Source organism: Primorskyibacter flagellatus (genome assembly GCF_048268605.1).
Classification (GTDB): Bacteria; Pseudomonadota; Alphaproteobacteria; order Rhodobacterales; family Rhodobacteraceae; genus Primorskyibacter; species Primorskyibacter flagellatus.
In genome coordinates this window covers 154,829-168,241 of record NZ_JBLWVF010000003.1, presented here as the reverse complement: position 1 = coordinate 168,241, position 13,413 = coordinate 154,829, and the positions used below count along the sequence as shown (strand labels likewise).

General features: G+C 60.4%; 11 protein-coding genes. 6 read left to right on the top strand and 5 right to left on the bottom strand.

Annotation, left to right across the window (positions count from 1 at the left end; all coding sequences use genetic code 11):
• Positions 1-50: 50 nt before the first annotated feature.
• On the bottom strand, positions 51-3,383 hold the full coding sequence (carB, locus tag ACN0WV_RS05880; protein WP_084351806.1) for a carbamoyl-phosphate synthase large subunit: 3,333 nt from the start codon (positions 3,381-3,383) through the stop codon (positions 51-53).
• 417 nt (positions 3,384-3,800) lie between these two features.
• Between carB and aspS the strand changes: the two genes are divergently transcribed.
• On the top strand, positions 3,801-5,660 hold the full coding sequence (gene aspS / locus ACN0WV_RS05875) for an aspartate--tRNA ligase (RefSeq protein WP_417604290.1): 1,860 nt from the start codon (positions 3,801-3,803) through the stop codon (positions 5,658-5,660).
• A 185-nt stretch (positions 5,661-5,845) separates the two neighbouring features.
• On the opposite strand, the gene ACN0WV_RS05870 is transcribed toward aspS, so the two are convergent.
• Entirely contained in the window at positions 5,846-6,322 is a 477-nt protein-coding gene (locus tag ACN0WV_RS05870) for a hemerythrin domain-containing protein (RefSeq protein ID WP_417604289.1), read from the bottom strand.
• A 168-nt stretch (positions 6,323-6,490) separates the two neighbouring features.
• Here ACN0WV_RS05870 and ACN0WV_RS05865 point away from each other — a divergent pair, with 168 nt between their 5' ends.
• From ACN0WV_RS05865 to ACN0WV_RS05855, 3 genes are all read left to right on the top strand, one after another.
• The gene (locus tag ACN0WV_RS05865; protein ID WP_417604288.1) at positions 6,491-7,873 is read left to right on the top strand and encodes a DUF1800 domain-containing protein; all 1,383 of its coding nucleotides are present in this window, start codon (positions 6,491-6,493) and stop codon (positions 7,871-7,873) included.
• Between the two features lie 10 nt (positions 7,874-7,883).
• Positions 7,884-9,119 (top strand): DUF1501 domain-containing protein, encoded by a 1,236-nt coding sequence (locus ACN0WV_RS05860; RefSeq protein ID WP_417604286.1) that lies wholly within the window; start codon positions 7,884-7,886, stop codon positions 9,117-9,119.
• 156 nt (positions 9,120-9,275) lie between these two features.
• On the top strand, positions 9,276-9,995 hold the full coding sequence (locus tag ACN0WV_RS05855) for a GNAT family N-acetyltransferase (protein ID WP_417604285.1): 720 nt from the start codon (positions 9,276-9,278) through the stop codon (positions 9,993-9,995).
• Here the strand turns inward: ACN0WV_RS05855 and ACN0WV_RS05850 are convergent, their stop codons facing one another.
• Positions 9,996-10,712, bottom strand: a complete 717-nt coding sequence (locus ACN0WV_RS05850; protein WP_417604284.1) for a response regulator — start codon at positions 10,710-10,712, stop codon at positions 9,996-9,998. It abuts the gene before it with no gap.
• A 129-nt stretch (positions 10,713-10,841) separates the two neighbouring features.
• On the opposite strand from ACN0WV_RS05850, the gene mce reads away from it, so the two are divergent.
• Both mce and ACN0WV_RS05840 read left to right on the top strand, forming a co-directional pair.
• Positions 10,842-11,246, top strand: coding sequence for a methylmalonyl-CoA epimerase (gene mce / locus ACN0WV_RS05845; protein WP_417604410.1), 405 nt, complete (start codon positions 10,842-10,844; stop codon positions 11,244-11,246).
• 19 nt (positions 11,247-11,265) lie between these two features.
• Entirely contained in the window at positions 11,266-11,562 is a 297-nt protein-coding gene (locus ACN0WV_RS05840; protein ID WP_084351790.1) for a DUF1467 family protein, read from the top strand.
• Here the strand turns inward: ACN0WV_RS05840 and ACN0WV_RS05835 are convergent.
• Both ACN0WV_RS05835 and ACN0WV_RS05830 read right to left on the bottom strand, forming a co-directional pair.
• Positions 11,516-12,214, bottom strand: a complete 699-nt coding sequence (locus tag ACN0WV_RS05835) for an EI24 domain-containing protein (RefSeq protein WP_417604282.1) — start codon at positions 12,212-12,214, stop codon at positions 11,516-11,518. The genes ACN0WV_RS05840 and ACN0WV_RS05835 overlap by 47 nt on opposite strands.
• Positions 12,211-12,789, bottom strand: coding sequence for a nitroreductase family protein (locus tag ACN0WV_RS05830; RefSeq protein ID WP_417604281.1), 579 nt, complete (start codon positions 12,787-12,789; stop codon positions 12,211-12,213). Before ACN0WV_RS05830 ends, ACN0WV_RS05835 begins: the two co-directional genes overlap by 4 nt.
• Between the last annotated feature and the right edge of the window lie 624 nt (positions 12,790-13,413).

Below are 13,413 nucleotides of genomic sequence, written 5' to 3'. Positions count from 1 at the left end.
ATGGCCGGGCACAAGCGCCCCCGGCCATTCTGGAAAGTCAGGTGCGGGCGTCAGCCTTGCAGGGGTTTTACCACAAGGTCAGCCTCGCCGCGTTCCTTCATCGCCAGCGCCGTGGCATGCGCCCCCGCCGCAGTCGTGTAATAGGGGATCTTATCATAAAGCGCGACGGACCGGATTTCGCGACTATCTTCGACGGCCATCGCGCCTTCGGTCGTGTTCATCACCAGCGCGATCTGTTCGTCCTTCATCATATCGACGATGTTGGGCCGGCCCTCGTAAACCTTGTTGACCACCTGACAGTCGATGCCGTGCTGCTCAAGGAAGGCCGCTGTGCCGCGCGTCGCAATGATCTTCATACCCAGATCCACAAGCACCTGCGCGGTTTCAACCAGTTCCGGCGTCTTGTCATTATCCTTGATCGAAAAGAACACGTTGCCTTCGTCCGGCAAAATCACGCCCGCCCCCATCTGCGCCTTGAGGAAGGCCCGCGGGAAGGACCGGTCCCAGCCCATGACCTCGCCTGTAGAACGCATTTCCGGCCCCAGAATCGTGTCCACACCGGGGAAGCGCGCGAAGGGCAGCACCGCCTCTTTCACGCTGAACCACGGCATGTTCGGATCGGCCAGTGTCATCGGGTCGCCCAGTGGCAGCACGTCATCATACCCTGCATCCGCTGGATATGGTGCCCGCATCGGGAAGTTGGACAGCGGTTCGCCGGCCATGACCCGCGCGGCGATGGAGGCGATGGCCGAGTCCGTCGCCTTGGCAACAAACGGTACGGTGCGGCTGGCGCGGGGGTTCACCTCGATCAGGTAGATGTCGCCGTCCTTGACGGCAAATTGCACGTTCATCAGCCCCACGACGTTCAGCGCAAGCGCCAGCGCTTCTGTCTGGACCTTCAGTTCCGCGATGATCTCGTCGGACAGCGAATAGGGCGGCAGCGAACATGCACTGTCGCCAGAATGCACTCCGGCCTCTTCGATATGCTGCATGATACCCGCGACATGCACCTGTTTGCCGTCGGAAATCGCGTCCACATCGCATTCCACGGCACCGGACAGGTAGCTGTCCAGCAACACGGGACTGTCACCCGACACGACCACGGCTTCTTTGATGTAGCGTTCCAGATGCGCCATATCGCGCACGATCTCCATCGCGCGGCCGCCCAGCACATAGGACGGACGGATCACCAGCGGGAAGCCGATATCGTCGGCGATTGCCAGTGCCTGCGCGTCGGTCGAGGCGATGCCGTTGCGCGGTTGTTTCAGGCCCAACTGATTGACCAGCGCCTGAAAACGCTCGCGGTCTTCGGCAAGGTCGATGGCGTCCGGTGTGGTGCCGAGGATCGGAATGCCCTCTGCCTCCAGCGCGTTTGCCAACTTCAGCGGGGTCTGCCCGCCGAATTGCACGATCACGCCATGCAGCGTGCCGTTCTGCTGCTCCACGCGCATGATCTCCATCACATGCTCGAAGGTCAGCGGTTCAAAATACAGTCGGTCAGATGTGTCATAGTCGGTCGAGACGGTTTCCGGGTTGCAGTTGACCATGATGGTCTCGTAACCCTGATCAGTCAGCGCAAAACAGGCGTGACAGCAGCAATAATCAAACTCGATCCCCTGCCCGATCCGGTTGGGACCGCCGCCAAGAATGACAACCTTCTTGCGATCGGATGGGCGGGCCTCGCATTCTACCTCGCCCATCATGGGGGCCTCGTAGGTGGAGTACATATAAGGCGTCTGCGCCTCGAATTCGGCGGCACAGGTATCAATGCGTTTGAACACGGCGGTGACGCCAAGCGCGTGGCGCCGATTGCGCACGTCCTTTTCGGAAAATCCTGTCAGCTTGGCCAGACGCGCGTCCGTAAAGCCCATCATCTTGAGGTCCCGCATGCCTTCCTCATCGGTCGGCAAGCCGGTTTCACGCACGACGTCCTCGGCCTCGACGATCTCGCGGATGCGGGCCAGGAACCACGGATCGAACATGGTGACGCCGTGGATTTCATCGTCGCTCAGCCCGTGACGCATCGCCTGAGCAATAGTGCGCATCCGGTCGGGTGTCTGCTTGCCGATTGCCTTGATGACAGCGGATTTTTCGGGCGCGCCTTCGATGTCTACCTCGTCAAAGCCGGTCAGCCCGGATTCCATCGACGCCAGCGCCTTTTGCAGCGACTCGTGGATGGTGCGGCCGATGGCCATCGCCTCGCCCACCGATTTCATCGCGGTGGTCAGATGCGGTTCGCTGCCCGGAAACTTTTCGAACGCGAACTTGGGGATCTTGGTGACGACATAGTCAATGGTCGGCTCGAAGCTGGCGGGCGTGACCTTGGTGATGTCATTGTCCAGCTCGTCCAGCGTAAAGCCCACGGCCAGTTTCGCGGCGATCTTGGCAATCGGGAACCCTGTCGCCTTGGATGCCAGTGCCGAGGACCGCGACACGCGCGGGTTCATCTCGATCACCACCATGCGGCCGTCTTCGGGGTTGATCGCCCATTGCACGTTCGACCCGCCAGTCTCGACCCCGATCTCGCGCAGCACGGCAATAGAGCCGTTGCGCATGATCTGGTATTCCTTGTCAGTCAGCGTCAGCGCCGGTGCCACGGTGATGCTGTCGCCGGTATGCACGCCCATCGGATCGACGTTTTCGATGGCACAGACGATGATCGCATTATCCGCCTTGTCGCGGACAACCTCCATCTCGAACTCTTTCCAACCCAGCAGCGACTCGTCCACAAGGATCTGGTTTACCGGCGAGGCATCCATACCGGTGCGGCAATAATGGATGTAATCCTCGCGATTATAGGCCACGCCACCGCCGGTGCCGCCCAGCGTATAAGCGGGCCGGATGATCGCCGGCAGTCCGATCTCTTCAAGCGCATCAAGCGCCAGTTGCACCCCGGCGTTCAGATCCACCTTATCCTTCGCGCCTTTGGGCGCGGTGATGATGGTGGCTTTGGGGTTTTCCAGCCCGATCCGGTCCATCGCCTCGCGGAACAGTTTGCGGTCTTCGGCCATCTCGATGGCCTCGCGCTTGGCGCCGATCATCTCGACCCCGTATTTCGCCAGAACCCCCATTTCTTCCAGCTTGAGCGAGGTGTTCAGGCCGGTCTGGCCACCCATCGTCGGCAAGAGCGCGTCGGGCCGTTCTTTTTCGATGATCTTGGCGACGGTCTCTGGCGTGATCGGCTCGATATAGGTTGCATCGGCCAGGCCTGGGTCTGTCATGATTGTGGCGGGGTTGGAGTTTACCAGGATCACCCGGTAGCCTTCTTCCCGAAGCGCCTTGCAGGCCTGTGCGCCGGAATAGTCGAACTCACACGCCTGACCAATCACGATGGGGCCGGCGCCGATAATCATTATTGATGAAATATCGGTGCGTTTTGGCATGGTCAGACCTCTTTCAGCGTTGGCGGGGCTCAGGGTGCGGGGAGTCGCACCCCAAGGCGCAAATTGTCGTGGGTTATAGAGATCGCAACTTGACGTTCAAGCCCCAAACGACGCGCTTTTCCGTATGGTGTGGGGACCGCAAACAGACAAATCACAATAGCCCGACGCGCAGGCTCGGGCCGCGTCTCAGTACACAGGCGCGGCCCCACAAGTCAAATCCTGCACGGCCTTTGTCTCCGCCCGCTGGCTTGCATCTTGCGCGCCAACAAGGTGCCGCAGATGGGTAGAATTACATTTCAGCGCCCAAACACAGCGGATGCGGGCGATTTCGCGCAAAATCGCGGGGCGTTTGGCTTGACTTCCCGCCCTATCGCGGGTGTACCGACGCGCAAACCATCCATTCGAAGAGGCAATGACATGCACGCATACCGCAGCCACACCTGCGAAGGGCTGAACAAGGACCATGTGGGCCGGACAGTTCGGCTCTCGGGCTGGGTTCATCGCATCCGCGACCACGGCGGCGTGCTGTTCATCGACCTGCGCGACCATTACGGCATCACCCAACTGATCTGCGATCCCGACAGCCCGGCCTTTGCCGAGGTCGAGAAAGTGCGCAGCGAATGGTGCATCCGCATCGACGGCGACGTAAAGGCCCGCGACGAAGGCCTGATCAACCCGAAGCTGCCCACTGGCGAGATCGAGGTCTTTGTCCGCGAGGTCGAGGTTCTGGGCGCAGCCGAGGAATTGCCGTTGATCGTGTTCGGCGATCAGGAATACCCCGAGGAAACCCGCCTGCGCTATCGCTACCTCGACCTGCGGCGCGAGGCGATGCAGCGCAACATGACCCTTCGTTCGGACGTGGTGCGCAGCTTGCGCCAGCAGATGTGGGACCGGAAGTTCCGCGAGTACCAGACGCCGATCATCACCGCCTCCAGCCCCGAGGGTGCGCGCGACTTTCTGGTGCCGTCGCGTCTGCATCCGGGCAAGTTCTACGCGCTGCCCCAAGCACCACAGCAGTTCAAACAGCTGATCATGGTCTCGGGCTTTGACAAGTATTTCCAGATCGCGCCCTGTTTCCGCGACGAAGACCCGCGCGCAGACCGCTCGCCCACTGATTTCTATCAGTTGGACATGGAAATGTCCTTTGTCAGCCAGCAAGACGTGTTTGATACGATAAGCCCCGTGATCGCCGGCGTGTTCGAGGAATTCGGCGGTGGCCGCAAGGTCGACGCGGCCGCAGACTGGCCCCACATCAGCTATCGTGACGCGGCGCTTTGGTACGGGTCGGACAAGCCGGACCTGCGCAACCCGATCAAGATGCAGGTGGTGTCGGAACATTTCGCTGGCTCCGGCTTTGCAATCTTCGCCAAGCTTTTGGAACAGGACGGCACCCAGATCCGCGCCATCCCTGCGCCCACCGGCGGCAGCCGTAAATTCTGTGACCGGATGAACGCCTTCGCTCAAAAAGAAGGTCTGCCCGGAATGGGTTATATCTTCTGGCGTGAAAAGACGGCTGATGCCGTTGCACAGGAACAAGGTATCACGGTCAAGGAAGCGCAAGCCAAGCTGAAATCCGGCGAGATCGAAGGCGGCATGGAAGCAGCAGGCCCTCTGGCCAAGAACATCGGCCCCGAACGGACCGAAGCGATCCGTCAGCAGTTGGGCCTTGGCATTGGCGACGCGGCCTTCTTCCTGGGCGGCAAGCCCAAGGCGTTCGAAACCGTCGCGGGACGTGCGCGCAATGTCATCGGCGAGGAACTCGGCCTGACCGACAAGGACCGGTTTGCCTTTGCATGGATCGTGGATTTCCCGATCTACGAAAAGGACGAGGAAACCGGCAAGATCGACTTCGAACACAACCCGTTTTCGATGCCGCAGGGCGGGATGGAGGCGCTGGACGGCGACCCGCTGGATGTTCTGGGCTATCAGTATGACCTGGCCTGCAACGGCTATGAGCTGGTGTCGGGTGCCATTCGGAACCACCGCCCCGAGATCATGTTCAAGGCGTTCGAAATCGCGGGCTACGGCAAGGATGAGGTTGAAAAACGCTTTGGCGGCATGGTCAATGCGTTCCGCTTTGGCGCGCCGCCCCATGGCGGCTGCGCGGCCGGTATCGACCGGATCGTGATGCTGTTGGCGGACGAGGCCAATATCCGCGAGGTCATCATGTTCCCGATGAACCAGCGTGCCGAAGACCTGATGATGAACGCCCCGTCGGAACCGACGTCAGACCAGTTGATGGAACTGTCGCTGCGCGTGATCCCACAAGACACCTGAAATCAGCACAGATGGACAACGGCAGTGTTGTCAGGCCATACTACCGCCAAAGTGGCGATGGCTTCGTTCATCTGGAGCGTGCCCCGGGCTTGACCCGGGGCCTCGCCGTCAAGCTTGCCCAATCGAACAAGAGGCCCCGGATCCAGTCCGGGGCGGGATACGCTCTTGTCGACCAATAGCTCCGATCAATCTTCGAGCGCGTCTGCACGTTTTTCAGGGATCAGTTCGGCCTCTTGCGATTTTCGCTTGAGGAACCGTTCGCCGTAAGCGTCATTTTCTTCTTCTCCGATCACTTGCCTGGCCCGTTTGAAAACGTCCTGTTCTTCCTCTTCCATGTGATGTTCGTAATCGTGTTTCAGCGTCTTGAACCGCGTCAGCCAACCGGTCGATGAGAAATCCATCTCGCGCAGCTCTTCCAGCATTTCGTCCATCTGTGCATGCTCATGCACCGAATGGCGCGCCGCATCCTGCCCCCAGGTTTGCTGCATCAATTTGGAATAAAACGTTTCTTCCTCAGCTGCCGAATGGGATTTGATCTCGCGGTAGAATGCGTCCCAGGCGGACTTGCGTTCCTCGCTTGCACCTGACGTGTCTGCAATCCGGTCAAGAAGGTCGCGATGCAGGTTGTGATCTTCTCGGATGGCGTCGTAGATAGATGGCATGTCTTGTCCTCCGAATTCGGTATGGCAGGCAAACGCCCCCCACCCGAAATTCGTTCCCGCAAGGCTTCGGCGGCGGAACGCCGACACGGCGATCAGGACAGATGTAATGTCGTTTTGGCGGTGCTATATTCACGCCAGGCTCAGCAACAACATGATGCAGGTTCCGTCTTGTCCTTCGACCCAGATCTGGCAGAGATTCGCTTTGGCTGCGGGCTATCGCCTGTGCTGGCCCCTGCAAAATCAACCAAAGCAATACTCGCCGCGCTTTCCGGCCCCGATGACATGGCCGCCCGCTTTCCCATCGAATCGTTCGAGACCTTTCAGGGCCGGATGCTGGAGCGCGCGCGCCAGTCCGCAATCCGTCGCAAGGATCGCGGATCGCCCGCGTCCCGTGCGGCAACAAAGGCGATCCGACGCCTGAATCAAACCGCGCGAATCGACGCGGCCGGTTGGTTTGGGCAAACATTGATGCGGCGCACCTGGACCGAAGACGGATTGCGCGAAAGGTTGGCGCATTTCTGGGGCGATCACTTTACGGCACGAGGCAAGACCGGCGTGCTGCGTCGCGCCACCTCTCCCTATATCGAGGATGCCATCCGCCCGCATCTGACCGGCCGGTTTGAAGAGCTTTTGATCGCTGCAGTGAAGCATCCGTTGTTCTTGCATTACCTTGACCAGCAAAACTCTGTGGGGCCGAACAGCGCCGTGGCCACGCGGCGGAAAAAGAACACCGGGCTGAACGAAAACCTTGCCCGCGAGGTATTGGAACTGCACACGCTTGGCGTTGACGGGCCATATACACAACAAGATGTGCGCCAACTGGCAGAGCTTTTTACCGGGCTGACCTTTCAGATCCGCGCCGGGTTCAAGTTCAACAAGCATTTCGCCGAACCTGGCGCGGAGACAGTGCTTGGCAAGGAATATGGCGGCGATCCGGCGCGGCTGCGCGATGTCCATGCTGCGCTGCGCGATCTTGCCCGCCACCCCGCGACAGCCCGGCACCTGTGTTGGAAGCTTGCCGTGCATTTCGTATCCGACACTCCGACAGAGGCGCTGGTCGTTGCGATGACGCGGCGCTACGATGACAGCCGTGGAGATCTGATGCAGGTGTATGAAACCCTGCTCAATCACCCCGACGCCTGGGTCCCGGCAGGCAACATCAAGCAACCGATTGATTTCGTCAGCTCCGCCTGCCGTGCGCTCGCCGTTGCGCCGGAGCTGATCGCGGGGTTCGACGAACGCGCGCTTCAGCTTAACATCATCCAGCCGATGGGGCTGATGGGCCAGATATGGGAGCGTCCCGAAGGCCCCGATGGATGGCCAGAGGAAGACAGGCAATGGGTGACGCCGCAAGGCATTGCCGCACGCCTGCAATGGGCCGTGGCCGTGCCGCAAGTGCTGCGCCCGGACCTGCCCGACCCGCGCGACTTTGTCCGCACGGCGCTTGGGACGCGCAGCAGCGCGGCCACCGCCTTTGCCGCCAAGGCTGCCGAAAGCCGCGCGGATGGCATCGGCCTGATCCTCGCCTCCCCCGCATTTCAACGCCAATAAAGGCAATCCGATGTCGCAACGCCCCCTTACCCGCCGCGCCTTTCTGACACGTTCGGCAGCCCTTGGATGTTCGGCCGCGGCCAGCCCGCTGTTGACGCCGATGACCTTTGCAGCCGCCCCCGGTGACAACCGACTGGTGGTGATCATCCTGCGCGGCGGCATGGACGGTATCGGCGTCGTACGCCCCTATGGCGATCCGGCCTATCGCGCCTTGCGCGGACATCACCCCATGGTCTCGGACACCGGACCGGTCGATCTGGATGGGTTCTTTGCCATTCATCCCGCGCTCCGCCCATTGATGCCTTTGTGGCATGCCGAACAATTGGGCTTCGTTCACGCGGTCTCGACGCCGTATCGCGACAAGCGCAGCCATTTCGACGGGCAGGACCTGCTGGAGGCCGGAACACCCGATCTGGCACAGGGGTTGGCGCGGGACGGTTGGCTGAACCGGATGATGACGACGATGCCGGGTCTCACCACGCGCTCGGCCTTTGCCATCGGGCGCGACAATATGGCGGTTCTGTCCGGTTCGGCCCCTGTTTCCAACTGGTCGCCCGACAGTGATCTGCAACTCAGCCCGCAGGCCATGTTGCTGGCGGAAATGGTTATGGCCGAGGATCCTCTGTTTTCCGCGGCCCTGAAAGAGGCTTACGGTCTTGCCGGGTCGGATGGTGACCCGGTGCGCAGCCTTGCCAGCGAAAGCGAGATACTCGCCGAGATGCAGCAGAACATGCTGGCGGCGACGCGTGGCGGGACGGAAACCAAGATTGCCGAATTTGCAGCGCAACAGCTGCGCGGTGCCACCCGCATCGCGTCTTTTTCTTTGAACGGGTGGGACACGCATGCTCAGCAATACAAGGGACTGAACAAAGCATTGGGCCGGTTGGCACAAGTGATTCTGGAGTTGAAGTCAGGACTGGGGCCGGTCTGGGACAAAACGGCCATTGTCGCGATGACAGAGTTCGGACGGACGGTCCGCCTCAACGGATCCAACGGCACGGATCACGGTACCGCCGGCGCCATGATCATGGCCGGCGGCGCGATTCGTGGCGGCCGGGTGGTGACCGATTGGCCAGGACTGGAGGAAAGCGCACTTTACAAGCGGCGGGACCTGATGCCCACCCGCGACGTGCGCGCGCATGCCGGATGGCTGATGCGCGAACTGTTCGGGACGTCGGTCAGTGATCTGGAAAGCATCATATTTCCGGGGCTTGAAATGGGAAGCAACCCGCATCTGGTGCTATGACCCCGTCCCATCCGTACCGTACCAACGCCAATTCCCAAGTCACCCAACCATGTGCAGTCAACCAGGCTGGGGCTATTTTGTCATGGAAAGTCGCACGGTTCTGCGCCAGAAATGCAGAATGTTCCTGATGTCACATTTCATCGCAAAGGGCCTTGGATGAGCAATCCGTACAGGCACCGCGAGACCGTCGAAGGCTGGTCGCCGCCCCCGCGCCCTGCGGCCGCGCCGATGAATGGACGGTATTGCCTGCTGGAGCCGCTGCGCGCGGGCCGCCACGCAGCCGCGTTATTTGATGCCTATCACGGGAATGATGCGGTCTGGGACTATCTGCCATACGGGCCATTTTCGTCCCTGGAACAATATGCCGAATGGTTGCGAAGTGTCGAAGGGCTGGACGATCCGGCCTTCTATGCGATCCACGACAATGACACGGGTCGCCGGGGAGGTGTCGCCGCCTATCTGCGGATTACCCCGCAAGCAGGCTCTATCGAAGTCGGACACATCAACCTTGCGCCTGCGCTGCAAGGCACCCGTGCCGCAACTGAAGCGATCTACTTGATGATGCGCCACGCGTTCGAGGCCGGGTATCGGCGCTTTGAATGGAAGTGTGACGCGCTGAATATGGGGTCGCGCCGCGCGGCGCAGCGGCTGGGTTTCAGCTATGAGGGCGTGTTCAGACAGGCCACTGTGGTCAAGGGCCACAACCGTGATACCGCGTGGTTTGCCATGATCGACAAGGAGTGGCCCGCGTTGCAAACCGCCTTTGACAGCTGGCTGGACCCTGACAACTTTGCGGCCGACGGGCAGCAGAAAACACGGCTTAGCGATCTGACGAAACCTGTGCGTTTCGCGGATGATCCCGCGTTGGCGCTCTGATCAGATCGCCACCCTTTCGCTCAACCTTTCCTGTACCAAACCTGCAAGCGATGCCGCCAGCGACTGCACCGGTTGCCCCTTCTCGCGTGACATCGCCAAAGCATCGGCTGCATCCAGAAGCGTGGAATCCCCGGCACTGCGCGCGACCCCGGACAGGAACTGCACGACATAGGCGATGCTGCGATCGTCACAGGCATCGCTCAGCACGTCTGCGGCATGGGCCATATCGTCGCGATAGGCGACCGGATCCGGGACGATGATCTCGTCAGAAACCGTTCGCAGACCCGCCGGCCTGCGCTCGGCTGGAAGGTGAGCCAGTACTGCGGACTGAAACAGTGACACACCGCTAAGGGGCTTGGCCAGGAAACCGTCGGCACCGGCCGCGATTGCCACCGTCTCGGCGAAATCATCACCGCTGATGGCAAGGATGACATCGACACGCGGCATCGCCCCCGCCATTTCCGCGATCAGATCGGCCCCGGACCCGTCCGGCAGCCCCATATCCACGATGGCCACCGAGGGACGGTAAACCTGAAGGTGTCGCCGCGCGGATTTCAGACAATCTGCACGGCGCAAACGCGCCCCGCTGCGCAGACACATCAGGCGCATCGCCTCACACGCATAACGGCTGTCTTCGACCACCAGCACGGTCAGGCCAAGCAGGGGCCGCGTGGCAGTGGGCAGTCGGCTCAGGTCAATCTTGTCCAGTTCATCCATGGCAACCTCCTATTCGGACCTCCGCACTCTGCCCTGAACAGCCCTAATGAGCGGTTAATGGACGCAGCCTGCTTGCGCGCAACCACCCGCCCCATGCATAAGCGGCAAAACAACCACGGAGATTTCCCGATGATCGGTCGCCTGAATCACGTCGCCATTGCCGTCCCGGATCTGGAGGCTGCCTGCGCTCAGTATCGGTCGGCACTGGGTGCATCGGTTGGTGCCCCCCAGGACGAACCCGATCACGGCGTAACCGTGGTGTTCATCGAACTGCCCAACACCAAGATCGAACTGCTTTACCCTTTGGGGGACGAAAGCCCGGTCAACGGCTTTCTTGAAAAGAACCCCGCAGGCGGCATCCATCATATCTGCTATGAGGTCGATGACATTCTGGCCGCGCGTGACCATCTGAAGGCCACAGGTGCCCGCGTTCTGGGTTCCGGCGAGCCCAAGATCGGCGCGCATGGAAAGCCGGTGCTGTTCCTGCACCCCAAGGATTTCAACGGCTGTCTGGTCGAATTGGAACAGGTCTGACTGCTGGGAGCATCGTCAAATGTCCATTGTTTCTGCTGTCGTTCTTTTCGCGGTGATCTGGTTTCTGTGCTTCCTGATCATCATTCCGCTTCGCCTTCAAACACAGGGCGATGTGAACAAGATCGTGCCCGGCACACATGCCAGCGCGCCAGAGCATCACGGGCTGAAAAAGAAGGCCTTGATCACCACGGGGATCTCCGCGGTCTTGTGGGCCATTATCGCTGGCGTCATCCTGTCAGGGTGGATCACCGTGCGTGATCTGGACATGTTCAACCGGATGGCACCCGAGACTGAAGCTCATGAAACAGATGGGTAAAGGTGGCAGCTCCCAAAATCGGGATCAACAGGTTCACCAACGGCACCGATAGCGGCACAGCCATCAACACGCCGGCCAGCCAGATCGTGGCCATGTGGCGCCTGCGCAGACGTTTCGCCTCGGCCCTGCCCACCCGCCGCATCGCCGCAAGCGTGAAGTATTCCCGGCCCAACAGAAACCCGTTCACGCCCCAGAAGATAAACGGCCACGCGGGCAGAAAGATCAGCCCCAGAACAAGCGCAACAATATTTGCGAGGATCAGTACCCCGAGAAAGTTGACCGTGTCGCGCAGGGCGTCCCCGAAAGGCACTGGGGAGGCAGGCGGCAGGTCTGGATAGTGCTTGTCCTCCACCGCCTGCGCCACATCGTCGAGAAACATCGAGGTAATGGCCGACGCAACCGGCACCATCAGAAAAACCGACAGAACCATCATCAGGCCAATAGCGGCCCAACTGGCGAAATCATCCAATGCGGTGATCTCTCGGCCGAACAACGTCACGCCTTCGGGGATGATCGCGTCGAGCAGCCACAAGAAACCGGCCGTGGCCCCTATCAGCAATGCGATGGTCAGCCCGACCCCCAGCACCAGAACTTTGCGAAACCGCATATCTCCGATTTGGCCGACAGCCGCCAGAAACGACGACAGGATCATTCTGTAACCCAGCTCGTGATGTCGTCCAGCACCGGGCGCGGACGCTCAGGCGGGGCCGCCGTTTCTGTCCCGATATGAATGTATCCGGCGATACGCTCATGCGATGTCAGACCAAGCGCCTCTTCCATGAATTTTCGGTCATGCGCGACCCAGCCAGACAGCCAGTTTGCCCCCCATCCGGTCGCCAGAGCCGCATTCAAAAGCGCAAGGCACACTGCTCCGGCAGAATAGGTCTGCTCCAGCAACGGCACCTTCTCGGCTTTGCGTTCCACCTGAACGACCGCGACACAAAGCGGGCTGTCGGCAAATTGCGACCGCCCCTTGTCAATCTTGCTTTCATCCAGGCCCAGGCTCTTGCCCCGCCGTTCGGCCGCGCTGGCCAGGCGTTGCAACGCCGCCCCCTGAAGGACGATGAACCGCCACGGTTCCAGCTTGCCATGATCGGGCGTCCGCGCCGCTGCGGTCAGGATTTTTTCCAAAGCCTGCGTGTCGGGTGCAGGGCCTGTCAGGGTCTTGGCGGGACGCGACCGCCGGCTCAATAGAAATTCCATCGCAGAGGGGTTGGGCGCGGGCATTGGCGGTCTCCTGTTATTACTGCCCCTATGTCTGCCGGGAACCGAAAGGTTTCAAGGGTTTTCAAATGGTTTTAATCAGGTATCCTCGGGGGATCATCATCAAATATCCCCCGCAACAGCCGAAAGTTATGCGCGTTTTTGTGGTGCGGTATGATTTGCAGCAATATATATCGACCGGACGCGCAGCCAGGCATCCGACTGTCCGAGCATCACGCACTCACGAACAAGAAACCCCAGGCCCGACAACATCCAGGCCCGGTCAGAACCTATGTTGGCTGCCCTGATTTGTATAATGAATAAAGCCCCTTAGCGGTGCTTTGAGTGTAATGGCCATATTCCACACCCGGATGATAAAATCCCGTTTCATCCGGTTTGAGACAGCCCCGCCGATCACATGATGTGCAACACGTCCAATATCTCAGCTGCATAGAGCGCCAATAACCGCCCACCATGTGCGCATAAGCCCATAAAACCAAAAGGTTTCTTCCAGGTGGGGCGCATGCCATGGCGGCACCAAGTCTCTGACCATCAGGGTGTCATCGGTCGGAATTTGGATAGAATCTGGCAGCGTTCGTCCATGTAATTCAACTGGATAGATCAAGGACCTTCTAATCCGTTGGTCAA